The sequence below is a fragment of the Asanoa sp. WMMD1127 genome (genome assembly GCF_029626225.1).
Classification (GTDB): Bacteria; Actinomycetota; Actinomycetes; order Mycobacteriales; family Micromonosporaceae; genus Asanoa.
Genome location: NZ_JARUBP010000001.1, coordinates 4,770,921 through 4,790,848 on the forward strand (window position 1 = coordinate 4,770,921; position 19,928 = coordinate 4,790,848).

Here is a 19,928-nt window from a genome sequence, read left to right on the forward strand (position 1 = left end):
CCTTCGGGCGGTGCCGTGTGGCGGTGGCGTGCGGGCGGTGCTCTGCGGGCGCTTCGGGCGGTGCCGTGTGGCGGTGCCGTGCGGGCGGTGGCGTGCGGGCTGAGCTTGACCCGCTTTCCCGGACACCTGATCTGAGGCGAGACTGTCGCCGAGGGAGGAGTTCGGATGCCTGCACCACACCCGCCGGAGTTCCGTGAGCGTGCGGTCGAGTTGGCCCGGTTGAGGGAGCAGCCGATCGCGCAGGTCGCGAAAGGCTTGGGGATCTCCGAGTCGTGCCTGCGTAACTGGTTGGCCCAGGCTGACCGGGACGCCGGCAGGCGTGAGGGGTTGACCAGCGAGGAACGCAAGGAGCTGGCCGCGCTGCGTAAGGAGAAGCGGCGTCTGGAGGTGGAGAACGAGATCCTGCGCCGGGCCGCGGCCTATTTCGCGCGGGAGAACGTCCTCCCAAAATGATCTACCCGGTCGTCGTAGAGCTCACCGCCGACGGCATACCGGTGGCGGTGTGCTGCCGGGTGCTGGGCGTGTCGAGGGCCGGGTTCCACCACTGGCGCCGGCGTGGGCCCAGCCGGCGGGCGATGGCCGATGAGGCGCTCACCCGCACGATCCGCGAGATCCATCAGATGTCCCGCGGTAGCTACGGCGCGCCGCGGGTCCATGCCGAGCTGCGCCTGGCGGCCGGGGTCCGATGCGGCCGTAAACGGGTCGCTCGGCTGATGCGCGCCGACGGCCTCGAAGGGGTGTATCGGCGGCGGCGAAGGGGTTGCACCGTCAGGGATCCGGCCGCCACACCCTCAGCGGATCTGGTCAACCGCCGGTTCGTCGCCAACCGTCCAGACGCGCTGTGGGTCACCGACATCACCCAACACCGCACCGGGCAGGGCTGGGTCTACTGCGCGGTCGTCCTGGACGTGTTCGCCCGCCGGGTCGTGGGCTGGTCGATCGCCGACCACCTACGCACGGAGCTGGTCGTCGACGCCCTGGACATGGCCCGCTGGCGCCGCCGACCGGTGGCCGGACAGACCGTGGTCCACTCCGACCACGGCACCCAATACACCAGTTGGGCGTTCGGGCACCGGCTACGCACGGCCGGGCTGCTCGGCTCGATGGGCTCGATCGGTGACTGCTACGACAACAGCCTGGTCGAATCGTTCTTCGGCTCCATGCAGCTCGAGCTCCTCGACCGCCAACCTTGGGGCAACCGTCAGGAGCTGGCCAACGCCATCTTCGAGTGGATCGAGGCCTGGTACAACCCACGCCGACGGCACTCGGCCCTTGGCAACCTGTCCCCGATCGACTACGAACGACACCACACCGATCTAGCCACCGCGGCGTGATCACCACACCAGAAGTGTCCGGGAAACCGGGTCAAGCTCAGGCGGTGCTCTGCGGGCCCTTCGGGCGGTGGCGTGCGGCGGTGCCGTGCGGGCGGTGCCGTGCGGGCCCTGTGGGCTGGCCGACGGGCGGCGCGGGCGAGGTCTTTCGAGCGCTCCACCCCGTTGTTGACGGCGCCGCTAGGGAGGTGCTCGGCTCGCGGCCCTTGCTGGCGGCGTCAGGCGGTGGCCTTCGAGCCGGGCGCGCGAGTGCGGGTCTTGCTGGCGGGGTTCGGGCGGTCGCCTCTGACGCGGCGCTCCGGCGGGGGTTCTTCCGATGATGTTCGAGCGGTGGCCTCCGCGCGGGCTTGCCAGCGGCGTTCGGGCGGCGCCTTTGGCGCGGGTTCGCTGGAAGTGTTCGGGTGGTCGACTCTGACGCGGCGCTCCCGCCCCGGTTTTTCCGGTGGTCTTCGGGCGCTGGCCTGTGACGGGCGGTCGGCCTCGGCGGGCGCGCGGGCGTGGCCTACATGGGCGGGGGCGCTCGGACCCGAGCATGCCATTGAGCCTGTGCGCGTCGCGAAGGGCGGAAACGCCACGCGGCGTCGGGACCGCGGCCGTTATCCGTATGCCTCTTCGCCGATCGCTGGGCCAGCCTCCGAATCGCCGCACCTCGAATGCAGATCTTCTGCCTGAGCGGTGCGGATGACATTCTTTGATCGGTTTGTGTTTGTTATCCTTCGGCATCTCGGTCGCGGTCGGCCTCGTCTTATGTGTTTCATCGCCGCCCGCCCGGGTCGTGCAACAGGGACGAGCGGCGGAGCACGCCCGAGAGCTACCGCAGCGCGGCGTAGCTCAAGCGACCGGACCCGGCGACGCCGCATCGGGTACGAGTCGGCACAGAGGATCTTCCGTGGGGACGAGGACTACGTGAACGGCCGCTATCGACCCCGCCACCGCCGCGCGAGCGATGCGCCGCGCGCCCGGACGCGGGCGACGCCCTCCTGGCTGTTGTACGCAGCGAACGGCGGCCACAGGAACACCAGCGTGGCGAGCTCCTCGGTCAGCACCGCGCGGCGCAGCCCCACGGGATCCGAGCTCGGATAGGCGTCGAGGAACGCGTCCGGCATGGTCACGCCGGCCGGGGTGGCGCGCACGCTGACGAACGCCAGATCGGTCGCCGGCCGGCCGAGGCCCGCCGACTGCCAGTCACAGAAGATCAGCGCGCCGTCGACCACGGTGATGTTCTCGGTGTGGCAGTCGCCGTGGATCAAGGCCGAGGGTCGCCCCGGTGCGGCGGCGCGCAGCCGTGCCACGAGATCGTCCAGCCCCGGCAACGATTCGGCCCAGAACGCGCGGATCGCCGCCAGGTCCGGCGCGGCCAGGGCAGCGCCCAACGGGTCCGGCGCGACCCAGCTCGGCGGGGCCGGGTTCGCGGCCGACGGGTCCGGGACTGCCCAGCTCGGCGGGGCCGGGTTCGCGGCCGACGGGTCCGGCGCGACCCATCCCGGAGAAGTTGGGTCCGCGGCCGACACGTCCGGCGTCGCCCAGCCCGGGTCGGCGGCCGACAGGTCTGGCGCGATCCAGCCCGGCGTGGACGGTGACGTGTGCAGAGCCGCCAGGTCGCGGCCCAGCGACGCCCACATGTCGATCGTCCAGGTGCGGACGTCGCGGGTCCGGCCGGCGTCCGCCAGTAGCAAGGCCACGCCGGCCGCGGTGTCGACGTGATCCAGCAGCGCCGGGGTGCGCACCGGCGCGGTCGGTGCCAGCTCGCGGTAGAAGCGCAGTTCGCGGCGGGCCGCGGCGAGTGCGTCCGGGCCGAGCGCGGCCGGCACGAGCTTGGCGTAGGCGGCCGCCCCCGCGGCGGTCGTGACCGGACGGACGCCCGCGCCCGATCGCGACTCGAGGAGCCCGTCCGCGCGGCGCGGCGTAACCCGCCAGGCCCGCAGCGTCTCGTCAGCGAAGCGGGGGTGAGGGGAGTCGATCATGCTGAAAACAGGATAGCGAGGGCAGTGGTCGACCGAGGATTCCGGCGATGTCCGCGAACCGTCCGGTGATCGACACATACGGTGACCATCATGAGCGTGACCACCGCCGAGGCGATCGTGGTGCTGGTGCTGCTGATCGCCCTCGCAGCCGTCGTCGCGCTGCTGTCCGTGCTGCTGCGTCGCCAGCGCCGCGCCGAGCGCACCTTGCGCCTGCTGATCGACACGGCCCGCGACCCGTTCATCAGCGCCGACGACAACGGTGTCCTGACCGAGTGGAACCGCAGCGCCGAGCGGACCTTCGGCTGGACCCGGTCCGAGATGGTCGGTCGGGACGCCGAGCTGCTCGCCGCGCCGGGCGAGGTCGACCGGCACCGCGAGATGGCCGAGGCCGCCCGCCGCGGCGAGGCTGACACCGTGGGGCCGCCGATGGAGGAGGAGGTGCGGCACCGCGACGGCCGGATGGTGCCCATCGAGGCGACGATCTGGTCGGTGCCGGGCGGCGGGCGGTTCGCGCACAACGCGTTCCTGCGCGACATCACGGTGCGTCGCCAGGTGGAGGAAGCCCTGCGCGCGGCCCGCGACGAGGCGGTCGCCGCCTCCCGGCTCAAGTCGGAGTTCCTGGCGACGGTCAGCCACGAGATCCGTACGCCCATGAACGGGGTCATCGGCCTCTCCGGGCTCCTGAAGGACACCACCCTCGACCAGACGCAGCGGCGCTACGTCGACGGGATCGCGCTGGCCGCCGAGGCCCTGCTGACCGTCATCAACGACATCCTCGACTTCTCCAAGCTGGAGTCCGGCGGCATCGAGTTCGAGGACGCCCGGTTCGACCTCGACGACCTGGTCGACAACGTCGTGGAGATCGTCGCCGGGCGGGCCGACGCCAAGCGGCTCGACCTGCTCAGCAACCGGGACCCGGCGCTGGCGCCCACGCGCCGGGGCGATGCCGGCCGGCTCCGGCAGGTGCTGGTCAACCTCGTCGGCAACGCGGTCAAGTTCACCGCCGAGGGCGAGGTCGTGCTCAGCGCGGAGCCGGCCGCGGACGGCTGGGTGCGCTTCGAGGTGCGGGACACCGGTGTGGGCATCGCCGAGGCCGACCAGGAACGCATGTTCGACGCGTTCACCCAGGCCGACTCGTCGACCACCCGGCGGTACGGCGGCACGGGGCTGGGCCTGGCCATCTCCCGCCAGCTCGTGGCCGGCATGGGCGGCCGGATCGGCGTCGACAGCACACCGGGGGTCGGCAGCGTCTTCTGGTGCGAGCTGCCGCTGCCGGAGGCGCCCCGCGCCGCGCCCGTCCGGGGCGACCTGGCGGGCACCAGGGTCCTCGTGGTCGACGACAACGCCACCAACCGGCTGGTGCTGGTCTCCGAGCTGACCATCTGGCGGACCAGCGCCGAGGCGGTGGACTCCGGCGAGCACGCGCTGGCCGAGCTGCGGGCCGCGGCCCGCGTCGGCACGCCGTACGACCTGGCGGTGGTCGACGGCGCGATGCCGGGCATGGACGGGCTGGAGCTGGTCCGCCGGATCCGCGCCGACGCCGACCTGCCCCAGCCGGCGGTGGTGCTCTGCACCTCGATGGCGGGCGTGGATGCCGAGGAGGCGGCGGCCGCCGGGATCGCCGCGTCGCTGACCAAGCCGGTGCGCCGGTCGGTCCTCTACGACGCGCTCGTGACGGCGCTGGGGGCGCGTCCCGCGCCGGCACCGGCGGCCCCCGCAGCCCGGGCAGCCGCGGTGGCGGCCGGCGAGCGTGGGCACGTCCTGCTGGCCGAGGACAACGAGATCAACCAGGAGGTGGCGGTGGCGATCCTCACCCGGCTCGGGTGGACCGTCGACGTGGCCGGGGACGGCGCGGCGGCGCTCGCCCGGGCCGCGCGGCGCCGCTACGACGCGATCCTGATGGACGGGCACATGCCGGAGCTCGACGGGTACGACGCGACGGTCGCGCTCCGCGGCCGGGACGGGCCCAACCGGGCAACGCCGGTGATCGCGCTGACCGCCAGCGCCGCGGCCGCGGACCGCGACCGGTGCCTCGCGGCCGGGATGGTCGACTACCTCACGAAGCCCGTGACGCCGGACGCGCTGCGGGCGGCACTGGACCGCTGGGCGCCGGCCGACCCGGTGCGGGCGGCGGTGCTGCGCCGGCTCGACCAGGTGACCGGGGGCGACCCCGACGCCGCCCCGCTCGTCACCGCGCTCGTCGGCTCGTTCCTCGCCCGTGGCCCCGGAGACCTGCTCGACGCGGTCGACCGGTGCAACCTGCCGGCGGTGGCGGCGTGCGCGCACAAGCTGCAGGGCGCGGCCGCCAACATCGGCGCCGACGAGCTGGCCGCGGCCTGTGCCGACCTGTGTGCGGCGGCCCGCGCCGGACGGCTCGACGAGGCGGCCGCCGGGCGGATCCGCGACGCGTACGCCCGGGTCGAGCCTGTGCTCCAAAGCCTGGTCAAAGGCCGGACCGACCTGAACGAAGCATGACAAACTGGTCCCGTGCGGGGGACTGACGGCGACGCGAAGCCGCTGCGGGCGCTGCTGATCGACGACGATCCGGACGCGTTGCTGTTCATGCGCGACGTCCTCGATCGGCGCGGCGGCATGGACGTCGCGACCGCGGGCGACGCCGAGACGGCGCTGCGGTCGCTCGACGGCGTCGACGTCGTGGTGACCGACGTCGAGATGCCCGGCATGACCGGGCTGGAACTGCTGACCCGCATCCGGGCCGCGCGGCCGGACCAGCCGGTCGTCGTGGTGACCGCCCACCCGAGCCTCGACTACGCCGTGGAGGCGCTGCGCGGTCAGGCCGCCGAGTTCCTGCGCAAGCCGCTGGACCCGGCCGAGCTCCTGCGGGTGGTGACCGACCTCGGCCGGACCGCCCGGGAGGCGGCGGCCGCCGCGCGGCACGTGGTCCTGGCCGTCGGCGCGCACCCGGACGACGTCGAGATCGGGGTCGGCGGGCTGCTGAGCGCCCACGCCGCCCGCGGCGACGAGATCGCCATCGTCACGCTGACCCGGGGTGCCCGCGGCGGCACCACCGCCACCCGCGAGGACGAGTCCCGGGCGGCCGCCCGGATGCTCGGCGCCCGGCTGTTCCTGGAGGACGGCGAGGACACCCGGCTGCCGGTCAACGACCCGACGCTGAGCGCGGTCCAGCGGGTCATCGAGGAGGTCCGTCCGCAGACGGTCTACGTGCACTCGTTCCACGACCTGCACCAGGACCACCGGGCGGTGCACCAGGCGACGATGGTCGCGGCCCGCAAGGTGCCGACGATCGCGTGCTACCAGAGCCCGTCGGCCACTGTGGACTTCAAGCCCAACCGGTTCGTGGGCATCGACGACTACGTCGAACGCAAGCTCGACCTGTTGGCCTGTTTCGGCTCACAGGTCAAGACCCGCGACTACCTCGAGTCCGAGGTGATCGTGGCGACCGCCCGCTACTGGTCCCGCTACGGCGGGGGTCGCTACACCGAGCCGCTCGAGGTGGTGCGGGACCGCACCGACGCGATGCCCGTGGTGGAGGAGCGATGACACCGACGAGGGTGCTGGTCACCGGGGCGGGCGGGCCGGCCGGCATCGCCGTGATCCGCTCGTTGAGCCGGGTGCCGGGCGTGACGCCGGTGGCGGCCGACATGGACCCCTACGCGGCCGGTCTCTATCTCGTCGACGACCGCGCGCTGGTGCCCGCCGGCGCCGCGCCGTCGTTCGTGCCCGAGCTGCTGGACCTGTGCCGGCGCGAGCGGGTCGACGTGGTGGTGCCCACCGTCGACGACGAGCTGCTGCCGCTGGCCGGCGCCCGCGGCATCTTCCGCGACATCGGCGTGCGGCTCGCACTGACCGGCACGCCGGCGCTGGAGTGCACGCTGGACAAGCTCGCGCTGGCCCGGCGGTGCGCCGCGACCGTCCACACGCCACGGACGGAGATGCTCTCGGCGGCGTTCGACCCGGCCGCCTGGGAGTTCCCGGTCATCCTCAAGCCCCGCCGGGGCAGCGGCTCCCGCGGCGTCCGGCTCGTCACCGAGCCCGACGCGCTCGGGCCGCCCGACGAGGCGCTGATCGTGCAGGAGCACCTGCCCGGCGACGAATATTCCTTGGACGTGCTGGCCGACGTCGAAGGCCGGGTGGTCTCCGTCGTGCCGCGCCGGCGCACCCGGGTCGACTCCGGCGTCTCCGTGGCCGGCGAGACGCTGCACGACCCGGAGCTCGACGCGCTGGCCCGCGGGGTGTTCGCGGCCGTCGGCCTGAGCCTGGTCGCCAACGTCCAGTGCCGCCGGGACCGGTCCGGCCGGGCGGCGCTCCTGGAGGTCAACCCGCGGTTCTCCGGAGCGATGCCATTGACCATCCACAGTGGCGTCGACATGCCACTGCTCTGCCTGGACGCGGTGCTCGGCGGCGAGCTGCCCGACGCGGTCCCGCACCGCCCCGTCACGATGGTGCGCTTCCTGGAGGAGCGGTTCCTGGGCGCGACGGAGCTGGTGACGGTGTGACGGCGCCGCTCGAGGACCATCACGTGCACTCGCGCTGGTCGGACGACGCGGTCGACACGGTCGACGACAACCTGGCCGCCGCGGCGGCGCGCGGGGTGCGGGTCGTCTGCATCTCCGACCACGTCCGCCGGGCCACGACCTGGGTGCCGGACTACGTGGCCGACGTCCGCCGGGCGGCCGCGACCAGCCCGGTCACCGTGCTGTGCGGGGTCGAGGCGAAGCTCCTCGACGCCACCGGCCGCCTGGACCTCCCGCCGAACCTGCCCCCGCTCGACCGGGTGCTGATCGCGGACCACCAGTTTCCGGGGCCGGACGGTCCGGTGCCGCCGGAGTCGGTCCGGCTGCCGCCGGCGGCGGCGATCGACGTGCTGGTGGGCGCCACGGTCGCGGCGATGCGGCGTACGCCCTGGGCGCAGTTGGCCCACCTGTTCAGCCTGCTGCCCAAGATGGGGATCGACGAGGACGAGGTCGGCGCGGACCACCTCGCGCTGCTCGCCGCGACCGCGCGCGACACCGGCACGGTCGTCGAGGTCAACGAGAAGTGGCGGTGCCCGGGCCCCGCGGCCGTGGCGGCGTTCCGGGCCGCCGGCGTGACGGTGGTGACCAGCACCGACAGCCACCGCGCGGCCGACGTGGGCGTCTACGGGCCGTGAGCGTCGTCCTCCTGGCGTTCGTGTTCGCGGGCCTGGTCCCGGTGGTGGCCGGCGCCTACCAGATCCTGCTGGCGGCGCTGCACGGCTGGCGGCACCACTACGACCGGTGGGGCCCGTTCCAGCCCAACATCGCGGTGCTCGTGCCCGCCTGGAACGAGGCGCCCGTGCTGCGCGCCTCCATCGACCGGCTGATGGCGCTGGACTACCCGCCCACCCGGCTGCGGGTCTACGTCGTCGACGACGCGAGCACCGACGACACGCCGGCGGTGCTGGCCGCGGCGGCGCGGGAGTACCCGGGCCGGGTCGTGCACCTGCGCCGCGAGAAGGGCGGTGAGGGCAAGTCGCACACGCTCAACCACGGCCTGGCCCACGTGCTCGCGGACTCGTGGATGGAGGCGCTGCTCATCATGGACGCCGACGTCATCTACGCGCCGGACTCCGTCACCCTGCTGGCCCGGCACCTCGCGGACCCGGCGGTCGGCGCGGTCACCGCGTACATCCGGGAGGGCAGCCATCCCGGCACGGCGGTCAACCGGTTCATCGGCTTCGAGTACATCGCGGCCCAGGCGGCCGCCCGCCGTGGCCAGAACGTGCTGGGCGTGCTGGCCTGCCTGGCCGGCGGCGCCCAGCTGCACACGCGGGCCAACCTGGAGGCCATCGGCGGCCGGATCGACACCACGTCGCTGGCCGAGGACACGTTCACCACGTTCGACACGCAGCTCGCCGGGCACCGGGTGCTCTTCGAGCCACACGCGACGGTGCTGGCCGAGGAGCCGGGCGGGATCCGCGCGCTGTGGAAACAGCGGCTGCGCTGGGCCCGCGGCAACCTGCAGGTCACCTGGCACTACCGCCGCGTCTGGTTCCGGCCTACGCGGGCCAACGGCGGCCTGGGCGGCATCGCGTTCGGCGTCATCTGGTGGGGCCTGCTGCTGCAGCCGGTGCTGATGGTGCTGGCGGCGGCCGGGCTGCTCACGCTCCACTACACCGACGCCGACCTGGCGGCCCGGGCGTTCGAGGTGCTCTGGGTCGGCACGGGCCTGGCGTTCGTGTTCACCACGACGTTCGTGCTGTCGGTCGACCCGTCGACGGCGCGCCGGGTGTGGCCGCAGGCGTTGCTGTTCCCGGGCCTGGTGGCGCTGGCCCAGATCGCCTACGCGCTGTTCACCGGCCCGCTGCGGTGGGCGGCGACCCAGGTGTGGGACGCCCTCGGCACCTCACCGGGGCGCGGGGTCGCGGAGGCGGTGATCGTCTTCACGTACGCCTGGGTGGCCGCCTCGATGCTCGTCTCCTATCTCGCCAAGGTGGTCGAGGGGCGGCGGTTCGTCGGCTGGCTCGCGCCGGTGCTCCTCTACCTCGGCGGCTACGGCTCGCTGCTGTGCGCGGTGACGGCGACGGCGTACCTCAATCAGCTGCGCGGCGCGGAGATGCGCTGGGACAAGACCGAGAAGAGCGGCAAGGTGCTGGTCCGATGAACTTCGTGGCGTACGAGCGGCGCCTGCTCTGGAAGGCGTTGCTCTGCCTGCTGTTCGTGGCGCTGCTAGCGGCCGGCCGGATCTGGCTATGGGGCTAGCGGGTTGACGCCGGCGGCGGCGAGCAGGTACCAGGCGGTGGCGCCGGTGTGCAGCGAGGCGTAGTGGTCGGTCGTCGCCTCGTCCCGGGACGCCGCCAGGACTCCGGGGCCGTGCGCCCGCTGGACCTTCTCGATGGTGTCGAGGAGCGCGGGATCCGGGTCGCCACGCAGTCGCCGGGCCAGCGCGAGGTGGGCGGTGCCCTCGAACCACACCTGGTCGTGCACGCCCTGCCGGGACGAGATGCCGCGGTAGGGTCCGTCCACCGCGGACATCTCGCGGGCGGCGTAGTCGAGGGACGCGGCGAAGCGGTCGTCGCGCAGGGCGAGATATGTCCAGGTCTGCGCGTCCGCGGGGACGAAGGCGCGGTTGGGCGTGACACCGTCGACGTCGGTGCCGGTGTGGAAGTGGTCACCGTCCCACATGGAGCTGACGAACCCGCGGGCGGCGTCGGCCCGCTCGCGCCATTTCCCGTCGCCGGCCGCCAGCCGTTCGAAGAGGGCCACCAGATCGGTGTTGTGCTCGGTCGCCTTCCACGTGAGCGGCGTGCCGTCGGCCCGGAGCCCGCCGGTGTAGCCGCCGGCGCCGCGGGTGTCCCGCGCGGTCCGCTCGACCCACTCGCCCATGGCGACGGCGGCGTCGAGATAGCCACCGCCGCCGAGCGTGGCGAGGGCATGCGCGGCCCACGCGACGGCCCCCACATCACTGGCGGCGTTGGTGGCGGTCGTGAACGGCGGATCGGGACTGTAGGCGGCCCGGACCCGCCCGTCGGCGGCGGGGTCGGCGGCCTGTGCGGCGACCAACCCGTCACCCAGCACCCGGGCCCGTCGCTCGTCACCGGCGGCCAGAAACGCGTGCAGCATCACCGCGTTGTCGTAGGTGGTCGCGTCGGTGAACCCCCGCGCCCCGAGCGCCCCGCCGAGATAACTCCGCGCGAGCCGCGGCGTGGACCCGGTGACACGCAGGTCCATCATCCGCCGCAGAAACCCGAGGGCCTCGTCCCGCGGCGTCCGCCCACCAACCCCGAGGACGGCCGCCACCACAGCCCCGACGGCCAACCCACCCACCGACCGCCGCGTCCACCCCACCACCCGAGCCTCGCACGCCCATCGACGGCGCGGGCGCTGATCGTCAGCTCGGGGCGCCGGGGCGGACGAGGCCGCTCTCGTAGGCGAAGACCGCTGCCTGCAGGCGGTCGCGGAGGCCCAGTTTCGTCAGGATGGCCGAGACGTGGGTCTTGACCGTGCCCAGGCTCAGGAAGAGCGTCTCGGCGATCTCCGTGTTCGAGCGGCCCCGGGCCACCAGCGTCAGCACCTCCTGCTCCCGCGCGCTCAGCTGGCCCAGCGCCCCCGCCAGCGCCGGCGGTGCCGCGGCCTGGCCCGCGAACCGGTCCAGCAGGCGGCGGGTGACCGGTGGCGCGAGCATCGCGTCGCCGCGGGCGACCGCGCGGATGCCGTCGGCTATCTCGGTCGGGCGCATGCTCTTGAGCATGAAGCCGCTCGCGCCCGCCTGGAGCGCGGCGTAGACGTGCTCGTCCAGGTCGAAGGTCGTCAGCATGACCACCTTCGCCGGGTTGCCGCTCGCGACGATGCGCCGCGTCGCCTCGATGCCGTCCATGCCGTCCATCCGGACGTCCATCAGCACCACGTCCGGCCGCTTCTCCTCGGCCACCGCGACCGCCGCGTGGCCGTCGGCGGCCTCGCCGACCACCGACAGGTCGTCGCGGGCGTCGACGATCAGCACGAGCCCTTCGCGGACGGCGTGCTGGTCGTCGACCACCACCACCCGGATCGTCATGCCGCCGCCCGCAGGGGCAGGCGGGCCGAGACCTGGAAGCCGCCGTCGGCCAGTGGCCCCGCGTCCAGCGTGCCGCCGAGCAGCCGCGCCCGCTCGCGCATCCCGGTCAGGCCGTGGCCGTCACCGCCGCCGCGGCGGGCGGTGACGCCGGCGCCCGGTCGGCCGTCGTCGACGATCTCGACCCGCAGCTCGGCGGCCGAGAACCGGAGCCGGACGTCGGCCCGCCGCGCCCCGCCGTGCCGCAGGCTGTTGGTCAACGACTCCTGCACGATCCGGTACGCGGACAGCTCCACGTCCGGCGGCACCGGCCGGGCCGGGGCGCCGCTCCGGTCGACCGCGACCCGCAGGCCGGTGGCGGTGAGCGTGCGGGCGAGCGAGTCGAGCTGGTCGAGCCCCGGCTGCGGCGCCCGGGAGGACTCAGTGTCGGAGGGGCGCATCGTGCGCAGCATGGCATGGAGCTCGTCGAGCGCCGTACGCCCGGCGTCCTGGATCGTGTCGAGCGCCGCGCGAGCCTTGTCGGGGCGGGTGTCGAAGACGTCGGCGGCGGCGCCGGCCTGCAGGAGCATCACCGACACCGTGTGGGCGACCACGTCGTGCAGCTCCCGCGCGATCCGGGCCCGCTCCGCGTCGATGATGCGCCGGCGTTCCTCGTTCCGCCGGATCACGCGGGTGCGGCCCAGCTCGCCCCACGCCCAGCCGAAGCCCGACGCGAAGACCGCCAGCATCAGGTCGCGCCAGCCCCCGGTGACCAGCGTCCACGGCGACAGCCCGACCAGCACCGCAAGCGCCCACAGCGACACCCGCGGCGGCCGCAGCCATGCGTAGTAGCTCAGCGGCGCCGCCGCCAGCCCGAGCCAGCCGACGTGCGGCGCGAGCGCCTGGAGCCCGGCGCCGGCCGTGAGCGCGGTGATCATCGCGATCTCCGGCGCGCGGCGCATCCACAGGACGGTGCTGGCCTGGGCCGCGGCCAGCGCGAGCGCGGCGGCGAGCGGAACCGTGGAGTCGGGGCCCACGACGACGATCAGCGCACCGAGCCCGCCGGCCATCGCGACCGCGACCACGACGTCGACCCAGCGCAGGAGGGGAGGACAGGACATGCCACGAACGTACGTGTCGGCCCGGCGCCCGGTCATCGGTCGCGAGACCGACCCCCGGGCCGCGGCGCACCGGTCGCGCGACCGAGCCACGGTCCGGTCCGTGGCCCGATGTGGGCCGACCCCGCGCCGGCGGAGGGTGGTCACCGACCGATCCGCTCGGAAGGAGCACTCCATGTCGACCATCGCCCGCCCCCGCACCGACTGGCGCGCCACGCGCCGCACCCGCGTCGTCGCCGTCTTCGGCACGGTCGCCGCCAACCTCGTCGTCTGGGCGGTCGCCGTGCCGGTGCTCGGCGTCGACCTCGCCGTCCGCAGCGGCGACGGCACCACCGAGATCTCGCCGGCCGCCGTGGCGGTGACCACGATGCTCGCCGGCCTGCTGGGCTGGACCCTCCTGGGCCTCCTGCAACGCCGCACCCGCCGCCCGGGGCTCGTCTGGACGTGGATCGCCTGCGCCGTCCTGGCCGTATCGCTGCTCGGCCCGCTCGGGGCCGCCTCGGCCGCCGCGGGAGCGACCCTGGCCGCCATGCACCTGGTCGCCGGCGCCGGCCTGGTCCCGGCCCTCGCCCGCACCGCGGCGCCAAGGGCCTAGGGTCTGTCCTGCCGATCAACGCGGCCTGCGCCGGGCCCAGCCGCCGCCTGGCGGCGCCCCGGAATCACCCGGATACAACACCGGTATCCGGCCAATTCCGGGCCACCACCAGACGACACCTGGACTCCGTCTCGGCTCACGTTGATCGGCACGACAGACCCTAGCCGTCGGTGAAGGACCAGTGGGCGGCCGTCTCGACCGGCAGCGGGGCGCTGAACAACGGGCCCTGGGCGTACGTGCAGCCGAGCTCGGCCAGCATCGCCCGGGCCGCGTCGTCCCGTACGCCTTGGGCCACCGGCTCGAGGCTCAGCGCGGCGGCCAGGTCGGTGACCGCCTGCACCAGCCGGCGGGAGCGCGGCGATGCCGTGTCGGCGATGAACGACGCGTCGAGCTTGATGACGTCGATCACGGGCTGGCGCAGGTGGCTGAGCGACGCGCTGCCGGTGCCGTAGTCGTCGATCGCCACCCGCACGCCGGTGTCCCGCAGGGCGCCGAGCTGGTTCCACGCGCGGTCGGCGTCCTCGCCGAGCTCGGCCTCCGTGATCTCGAGGACGAGCCGGCGCGGGTCGGCCCCGGACCGGTCGATGGCGTCCTGGACGCGGTCCGCGAAGTCGGGCAGCCGCAGGTGAAGGGCCGCGACGTTGACGGTGACGAACGGCCGGCGGCCGTTGGGAGCGTCCAGCCGGTGCAGGTCGGCCAGCGCGCGGGCCAGCACCCAGTCGCCCAGCTCCACCGTGAGCCCGCTGGCCTCGGCCGCCCGCGCGATCTCGGCCGCCGACATCGGCTCACCGCCGTCGTCGAGGCGGGGCAACCCTTCGAAGCCGGCCACGGTGGCCGAGGAGGTGGCGACGATCGGTTCGTAGTGGAGGCTCAGCCGGCGGGCCGCGAGGGCCGTGGCCAGCCGGCCCTGGATGCCGGGGCGCTGCCGGCTCGGGGTGGGCATGCCGGGCGCGAACTGCCGCCAGCGGCCCTTGCCGGCCGCCTTGGCCGCGTACAACGCGGTGTCCGCGTCGCGCAGCAGGGTGTCGGCGTCGGCACCGGCCGACGCGATCGCCAGCCCGATGCTGGCCTGGGTGCTGACCATGGCGTCGGCCAGGGCGGCGGGGCGGCCCAGCGTGTCGGAGATCCGCCGCGTGATGCCCGCGGCCCCCGCGGCGTCGACGTCCCGCAGCAGCACCGCGAACTCGTCGCCACCGATCCGGGCGGCCAGGTCGATGTCCCGGATCCCCGCCGCGATCCGCGCGGCCACGACGGTCAGCAGCTCGTCGCCGACCTGATGGCCGTACGTGTCGTTGACGAGCTTGAAGTCGTCGATGTCGATGATGAGCACGGCGCGGGCCCCGGCCGCCCGCAGCGACTCCCGGAACAGCGCCGCGTTGGCGAGCCCGGTGAGCGGGTCGTGGGTGGCCCGGTATTCCAGATCCCGGCGCAGCTCCCGTTCCGCCGTGACGTCCCGCAGCGTGGTGATGACGCCGCGGATGGTCTGGTCGTGGGTGAGGTCGCGCCGGTGGACCAGCGCCGTCGCCCGGGTCCCGTCGGGCCGCTCGACCACGGCCTCGTCGCCGTCCCCGGTGTCGGCCCAGTCGCGGCGGCTGCCGGTCGGCGTCCGCACGAGGTCGTCGAACCGGTCCCCGCGCACGTCACGCCCGAACATCCGGGTCGCCGACGGGCTCACGTAGACGATCCGGTCGTCGCGGCTGATCAGGATGACCTCCTCGCTCGACGCGACGATCCGCTGGAAGAACTGCTCGCGGTCCTTCTCGTTGAGGCGGTTGGCGAGGTCGATGCGGGCGAGGCTCGCGCCCGCCTGGTCGAGCAACGAGACCATCGACGCGTAGATGTCGTCGAGGTCCTTCGGGGGCGCCGTCACGTAGGCGATGCGGCGCGGCGCCGTTCCCGGCTCGGTCGAGCCCGTGTCGAGCGGGTAGACGAGCTCGCCCTGCTTGTCGCTGAGCACGTGCAGTTGACGTTCGACGCCGGGCTGGTCCGTGGGGGACAGGTGGATGCCGGACCGGGTCCCGGGCGGCAGCATCCCGTCCAGCGCGTCGCGCAGCGCGTCGAGGATCTGCTCCTCGGTGGCGGCGAACGCGAGGCGGCGCAGCCCCGACCGGGCGACGGCGATCCGCGCGGCTCTGCGCCGGCTTTCGGCGACGGCGATGGACAGCCGGGTGAGCACGAGCACCGCCTCGATGATGGCGATCGCCGCGATCGCGGTCGCGGTGTTCACCGATCCCGTGGTGGCCTCCACGAGCAGCACCGTCGGGGCGACCAGCAGCGCGGCGGCGATCGTGACGAGGCTGGCGGGGCGCAGCGTGCGCCGGGCCCGGGTGACCTGGACCGGCTCAGGTTCGGGGAGCAGGGCGGCGACGCCGGCCGCGACGACGCCGGCCAGGAGCAGGAACCCCGCGGCCACCGAGGCGCCCCACGAGTCGAGCACCCGAGCCCGGATGAACACCAGATTGGCGACGAGGAACGAGGCGACTCCGATGGCGATGACGAGCACCGGCAGCCGACCCCGCGCGGACGCCAGCGCGCCTATCGCGGCGGCCAGCACGGCGACGTAGCCGACGCACGAGGCGATCGCCACCGAGACCGAGAACGTGCTCTCGGCCTCGCTGGTCAGGGCCGGCCGCAGCACCGTGATCCAGATGAGCAGGGAGCCGGCCAGGCTGAGCAGGCAGACGTCGATGATCGTCGGCGCGGAGCGGTAGGCCGGTGGCCCGGCGAGGCGCAGCACGCCGATGGCGAGCGGGAAGTAGGCGAGCAGGAAGAACAGGTCGGTCCGGCCCGGGAAGTCGGCCGCCTCGACGGTGCCGGTGGTGGCGACGCCGAAGATCGCGTCACCGACCGTCATCAGCGTCGCCGCGACGGCGATCAGTATCCAGCCGGACCTGGCCCGCGGCGGCGCGCGCGTGATCCGGACGATGACGACCAGGACGCTGGAAACGCCTGCGAGCAGCACACCGGCCACCCGCGTCTCGGCGAAGAGATAGAGCACAGGGGCGACCAGGATGATGGCCACGAGGTACGACAACCGGGCCACGCCAAGAGTCAGCAACGGCACCCCACAGACCAAAACGTCCGCAATTGTCCGTGTTCAGGCTAGCACGGTCGGGGAGTGTGCGCCCAGGTCCAAGCATCGAGCACGGTGCCCCAACGACGCCCGCGCCGGCGGCGCCGACACTGGGCTCGGCGTCGATGTCTGGAGGCCCGCATGCTGACGGTGGTGTCCTGTCCGGAGCCGGGTTGTGGTGTCCCGGCTGAGGTCCTCGACCGGGTCGCGGTGCCGTCGACGGCCGGCCCGGTGGAACACGCGAAGGTCCAGTGCGTGCGCCGGCACGTCTTCTTCATGCCGACACCCGGCGCGGCTGTCGTTGACCGGACCACACCGGTGACACGCGCCGTGTCCTAGTGGTACGCAACCTCCATGGCGTCGGTGTGGCGCGCGGCCGGCCTGGCACCGTCCGAACGAACGGACTCGTTCGTCGATCTCGTCTGCCGGTCGATCGTCCCCTATGGAGACCCGGTCGGGATGGTGCTGGGCCCGCGCGACGAGGTGCGCACGGCCGAGGTCGGCGCCCTGCGGATCCTGACGCTGGCCTGGACCCGGGGTGCGGCGTCCCGGGCGGTCCGGGAGCTGCGCCGGTCGGACCCGGAGCTGTGCAAGATCGACGTTTCGCTCGCCGGGCGGTTCGCGCTGGAGCAGTCCGACCGGCAGGCCGTCCCGGGCGCCGGCTCGTTCACCTTCGTCGACCTGTCGCGGCCGCACCGCGTCGCGGCCCGCCGGTGCGAGCTGACCGTCGTGATGTTCCCCCGCTCGGCGCTGCCGCTGCGCGACCGGGACATCGGCGACCTGGCCGGGACCACCTTCGACCGGACGCAGCCCGGCGCCGCGCTGGTGAGCAGCGTCGTCCGGGAGATGACCGACAACCTCGACGCCTACGAGGGCCCGACCGGCGCCCGGCTCGGCGCGGTGCTGCTCGACCTGATCGGGGCGACGCTCGCGGGCCGGGTCGACCGGCCGCCGGCCGCGCCCTCCGAGTCGCGGCGCCGGGCGCTGGTGGTCGCGATCCGCGCCTACATCGAGGAGAACCTGTCGTGCCCGACCCTGGGTCCGGCGGCGATCTGCGCCCGGCACCACATCTCGCCGCGCTACCTGCACAAGCTCTTCGAGGACCAGGGCACGACGGTGGCGGCGCTGATCCGGTCGCGCCGCCTCGAACACTGCCGGCGGGACCTCCTCGACCCGGCCCTCGCGGCCACGCCGGTCAGCGCGATCGCCCACCGGTGGGGCTATCCCGACCCGGCCTATTTCAACCGGGTCTTCCGCGCCGAGCACGGGCTGCCGCCGGCGGAGTTCCGGCGGGTGACGGGTCAGCCGGCCGCGACCGCGTCGAGGTCACGCTGGGCGTAGCGGAGGTGCTCCCACTCCTCCTCCAGGATCACGTGCAGGCAGGAGAGCGTGGTCTCCGGCTCGTCCGGGGCCCAGGGGTTCCGGCGCTTCGCGGCCAGGTCGTCCGGCGTGACGGTGGCGAGGAAGTCGCGGACCATCGCCACCCGCCCCGCGCGGGCGTCGACCACCTCGGCGTACGACGGAGTGGTGGTCGTGAAGACCGACATGTCGAGCCCGTCCTCCGCGGCGTGGGGGCCGGCCAGGCCGACGGGGTGGAAGGGTTGCTCGACCTCCAGGATCCCGCGGCGCAGCCAGGTGTCGGTGGCGAGCACGAGATGCCGCAGCGTCTGTGCGAACGACCACTCGCCGTCGACGGACACGTCCACCGAGCCGGCCGGCATCGCCGCGGCCCGGTCCATTGTGGTCGCCCACGCGCGCTCGAGCGCCGCCCAGGCGGCGCGCAGGCCGTCGGGGTCCGTGGCGCGCCGGTCGGCCCGGCCGGGGAAGCGGCGGTTGAGCTCCGCCTCGACGAGGGGGATCACGTCGACACCGTTGACGCGCAGGAACGTCTCGCCGTTGGAGAGCCACGGCGCGTCGATCTCGGCGCCGCGGATCTCGACCCCGCGCATCACGACGCCGGACAGGTCGGCGCCGACGAACCGGGCGCCGCTCAGGTCGGTGTCGACGAACTCCTTGGTCATGGCTTCCTCCTTCATCGGTGGCGGAGGGCGCGCAGCAGCCCGTGCCGCTTCAGCAGCCACACCAGGCGGCGGGCGGGCCGGTGGCGGGCGAGCAGGGCGACCACGTCGCCGATCATCCGCAGGCGGCGGTCGCGGTACTGGTCGTCCACCGCCCGCCACACGGTAGCGCGCAACGGCTCGGACTCGAGGGCCGCGGCGAGCTCGGCCCGCACGGCCGGGTCGTCCAGAGCGGACGCGATCGCGCGGGCCAGCTCCGGACGGTCGGCGAGCGCGTCCGTGATGATGGGCAGCACGTCCTGGCGGACGTCGTCGGTGTCGACCAGCAGCAGCACCGCCCGCCGGATCTCGGCGGTGTCCAGGGCCGAGCGCAGCAGGCCGCGCACCCGCTGGTCGACCTCGTCGGCCCGGTCGTCGACGGCCAGCGCAGCGAGCAGGGCCGTCACCTCGTCGAGGTCGATGAGGTGCTGCAGGCCGTCCCGGAACGCCGGCCGATCCCAGACGGACAGCAGCGCCCGGACGATATTGCGATCCATCAGGGTTTGCGCGCGACGGCGCCGTACGCGTCGGTCTGCTCGGTGTCGCCGTCGGCGTGCCAGGCGGTGATCTGCGCGAGCCCCGGCTCGACCAGCTCCAGCCCGGTGAAGACCGAGGCCAGCTCGTCGCGGCTGCGCAGGTGGTATTCGGCGCCGCCGCTCTCGACCAGTCGTTGCGCCCCCTCGACCGCGGTCGGGGTGCTGTCGGTGCTGTCCCAGAACACCAGGTAGCTCCCGGACGCGGTCGCCGCGACGACGGTGTCCACGATGGACCGTACGACCGCGAGGTCCGGCTCGTAGCCCATCACGCCCATGAACATCACGGCGATCGGCTGCGTGAAGTCGAGCGTCTTCGCGGCCTCGGCGAGGATCGTCTCGGGCTCGTAGTAGTCCGCCTGCAGGTAGGTGACCCGCCCGTCGGAGCCGGCGTCACCCAGCAACGCCTTGGCGTGCACGAGCACGAGCGGATCCTTGTCGACGTAGACGATCCGCGTCTCGGGGGCGATCTCCTGCGCGATCTGGTGCGTGTTCTGCATGGTGGGCAGGCCGGTGCCGATGTCGAGGAACTGCCGGATCCCGCGCTCGGTGGCCAGGAACCGCACGGCCCGGTCCAGGAACCGCCGCGAGTGGCGGGCCATCAGCCGGATCTCCGGGTAGACCCCGGCCACGGCGTCGCCGGCCGCCCGGTCCGCCGGATAGTTGTCGGTGCCGCCCATCCAGTAGTTCCAGATGCGGGCCGCGTGCGGGATGTCGGTCCGCAACTGGGCCGCGAGCTCGGACTCGGAGGTTGTCATCCACGATCTCCTATGGCGAGGCAGAGC

Annotated in this window: 16 protein-coding genes; 8 read left to right on the top strand and 8 right to left on the bottom strand. The window is 73.8% G+C overall.

All coding sequences use genetic code 11. The features are described from left to right. Positions 1-165: 165 nt before the first annotated feature. Positions 166-1,334 (top strand): IS3 family transposase gene (locus tag O7635_RS22805; protein WP_278079640.1). Its coding sequence is split into 2 segments (ribosomal slippage): positions 166-415 and positions 415-1,334, totalling 1,170 coding nucleotides; the frame shifts between segments, so codons are not numbered across the junction. Between the two features lie 914 nt (positions 1,335-2,248). On the opposite strand, the gene O7635_RS22810 is transcribed toward O7635_RS22805, so the two are convergent. After that, the gene (locus tag O7635_RS22810; RefSeq protein WP_278082491.1) at positions 2,249-3,295 is read right to left on the bottom strand and encodes a phosphotransferase; all 1,047 of its coding nucleotides are present in this window, start codon (positions 3,293-3,295) and stop codon (positions 2,249-2,251) included. Between the two features lie 90 nt (positions 3,296-3,385). On the opposite strand from O7635_RS22810, the gene O7635_RS22815 reads away from it, so the two are divergent. Genes O7635_RS22815 through O7635_RS22835 form a run of 5 tightly spaced genes read left to right on the top strand, consistent with a single transcriptional unit; the run spans position 3,386 to position 9,898 of the window. Continuing rightward, positions 3,386-5,770: a response regulator gene (locus O7635_RS22815; RefSeq protein ID WP_278082492.1), complete on the top strand. Its 2,385-nt coding sequence runs from the start codon at positions 3,386-3,388 to the stop codon at positions 5,768-5,770. 12 nt (positions 5,771-5,782) lie between these two features. After that, a complete protein-coding gene (locus tag O7635_RS22820) occupies positions 5,783-6,817 on the top strand; it encodes a PIG-L family deacetylase (protein WP_278082493.1) in 1,035 nt (344 codons plus the stop codon). Further along, a complete protein-coding gene (locus O7635_RS22825) occupies positions 6,814-7,773 on the top strand; it encodes an ATP-grasp domain-containing protein (protein WP_278082494.1) in 960 nt (319 codons plus the stop codon). Before O7635_RS22820 ends, O7635_RS22825 begins: the two co-directional genes overlap by 4 nt. Beyond that, positions 7,770-8,426 carry a PHP domain-containing protein gene (locus O7635_RS22830; protein WP_278082495.1) on the top strand — a complete coding sequence of 219 codons (657 nt, stop codon included), beginning with the start codon at positions 7,770-7,772 and terminating at the stop codon, positions 8,424-8,426. Before O7635_RS22825 ends, O7635_RS22830 begins: the two co-directional genes overlap by 4 nt. Continuing rightward, on the top strand, positions 8,423-9,898 hold the full coding sequence (locus tag O7635_RS22835) for a glycosyltransferase family 2 protein (RefSeq protein ID WP_278082496.1): 1,476 nt from the start codon (positions 8,423-8,425) through the stop codon (positions 9,896-9,898). The genes O7635_RS22830 and O7635_RS22835 overlap by 4 nt, the downstream gene beginning before the upstream one ends. Positions 9,899-9,984: 86 nt before the next feature. Here the strand turns inward: O7635_RS22835 and O7635_RS22840 are convergent, their stop codons facing one another. From O7635_RS22840 to O7635_RS22850, 3 genes are read right to left on the bottom strand one after another with little or no spacing between them, the layout of a single operon-like run. Beyond that, a complete protein-coding gene (locus tag O7635_RS22840; protein ID WP_278082497.1) occupies positions 9,985-11,082 on the bottom strand; it encodes a hypothetical protein in 1,098 nt (365 codons plus the stop codon). A gap of 43 nt (positions 11,083-11,125) precedes the next feature. Beyond that, positions 11,126-11,791: a response regulator transcription factor gene (locus tag O7635_RS22845; protein ID WP_278082498.1), complete on the bottom strand. Its 666-nt coding sequence runs from the start codon at positions 11,789-11,791 to the stop codon at positions 11,126-11,128. Continuing rightward, on the bottom strand, positions 11,788-12,888 hold the full coding sequence (locus O7635_RS22850) for a sensor histidine kinase (RefSeq protein WP_278082499.1): 1,101 nt from the start codon (positions 12,886-12,888) through the stop codon (positions 11,788-11,790). The genes O7635_RS22845 and O7635_RS22850 overlap by 4 nt, the downstream gene beginning before the upstream one ends. Before the next feature lie 172 nt (positions 12,889-13,060). Between O7635_RS22850 and O7635_RS22855 the strand changes: the two genes are divergently transcribed. Continuing rightward, positions 13,061-13,480 carry a DUF6069 family protein gene (locus O7635_RS22855; protein ID WP_278082500.1) on the top strand — a complete coding sequence of 140 codons (420 nt, stop codon included), beginning with the start codon at positions 13,061-13,063 and terminating at the stop codon, positions 13,478-13,480. A gap of 160 nt (positions 13,481-13,640) precedes the next feature. Here O7635_RS22855 and O7635_RS22860 read toward each other — a convergent pair whose 3' ends face one another. Continuing rightward, positions 13,641-16,544 carry an EAL domain-containing protein gene (locus tag O7635_RS22860; RefSeq protein WP_278082501.1) on the bottom strand — a complete coding sequence of 968 codons (2,904 nt, stop codon included), beginning with the start codon at positions 16,542-16,544 and terminating at the stop codon, positions 13,641-13,643. Positions 16,545-16,907: 363 nt separating this feature from the next. Between O7635_RS22860 and O7635_RS22865 the strand changes: the two genes are divergently transcribed. Then, positions 16,908-17,894 (top strand): helix-turn-helix domain-containing protein, encoded by a 987-nt coding sequence (locus tag O7635_RS22865; RefSeq protein WP_278082502.1) that lies wholly within the window; start codon positions 16,908-16,910, stop codon positions 17,892-17,894. On the opposite strand, the gene O7635_RS22870 is transcribed toward O7635_RS22865, so the two are convergent. Genes O7635_RS22870 through O7635_RS22880 form a run of 3 tightly spaced genes read right to left on the bottom strand, consistent with a single transcriptional unit; the run spans position 17,855 to position 19,901 of the window. Beyond that, positions 17,855-18,574, bottom strand: coding sequence for a DinB family protein (locus O7635_RS22870; protein ID WP_278082503.1), 720 nt, complete (start codon positions 18,572-18,574; stop codon positions 17,855-17,857). The two genes, O7635_RS22865 and O7635_RS22870, sit on opposite strands and share 40 nt — an antisense overlap. A gap of 11 nt (positions 18,575-18,585) precedes the next feature. After that, positions 18,586-19,107 (bottom strand): hypothetical protein, encoded by a 522-nt coding sequence (locus O7635_RS22875; protein ID WP_278082504.1) that lies wholly within the window; start codon positions 19,105-19,107, stop codon positions 18,586-18,588. Beyond that, a complete protein-coding gene (locus O7635_RS22880) occupies positions 19,107-19,901 on the bottom strand; it encodes an SAM-dependent methyltransferase (RefSeq protein ID WP_278082505.1) in 795 nt (264 codons plus the stop codon). The genes O7635_RS22875 and O7635_RS22880 overlap by 1 nt, the downstream gene beginning before the upstream one ends. Positions 19,902-19,928: the final 27 nt, after the last annotated feature.

Bases quoted from the DNA above. Each gene is read 5' to 3' on its own strand.
- O7635_RS22870 (WP_278082503.1), bottom strand. From the start codon at position 18,574: ATGACCAAGGAGTTCGTCGACACCGACCTGAGCGGCGCCCGGTTCGTC.
- O7635_RS22810 (WP_278082491.1), bottom strand. From the start codon at position 3,295: ATGATCGACTCCCCTCACCCCCGCTTCGCTGACGAGACGCTGCGGGCC.
- O7635_RS22815 (WP_278082492.1), top strand. From the start codon at position 3,386: ATGAGCGTGACCACCGCCGAGGCGATCGTGGTGCTGGTGCTGCTGATC.
- O7635_RS22825 (WP_278082494.1), top strand. From the start codon at position 6,814: ATGACACCGACGAGGGTGCTGGTCACCGGGGCGGGCGGGCCGGCCGGC.
- O7635_RS22865 (WP_278082502.1), top strand. From the start codon at position 16,908: ATGGCGTCGGTGTGGCGCGCGGCCGGCCTGGCACCGTCCGAACGAACG.
- O7635_RS22850 (WP_278082499.1), bottom strand. From the start codon at position 12,888: ATGTCCTGTCCTCCCCTCCTGCGCTGGGTCGACGTCGTGGTCGCGGTC.
- O7635_RS22875 (WP_278082504.1), bottom strand. From the start codon at position 19,107: ATGGATCGCAATATCGTCCGGGCGCTGCTGTCCGTCTGGGATCGGCCG.
- O7635_RS22855 (WP_278082500.1), top strand. From the start codon at position 13,061: ATGTCGACCATCGCCCGCCCCCGCACCGACTGGCGCGCCACGCGCCGC.
- O7635_RS22880 (WP_278082505.1), bottom strand. From the start codon at position 19,901: ATGACAACCTCCGAGTCCGAGCTCGCGGCCCAGTTGCGGACCGACATC.
- O7635_RS22845 (WP_278082498.1), bottom strand. From the start codon at position 11,791: ATGACGATCCGGGTGGTGGTGGTCGACGACCAGCACGCCGTCCGCGAA.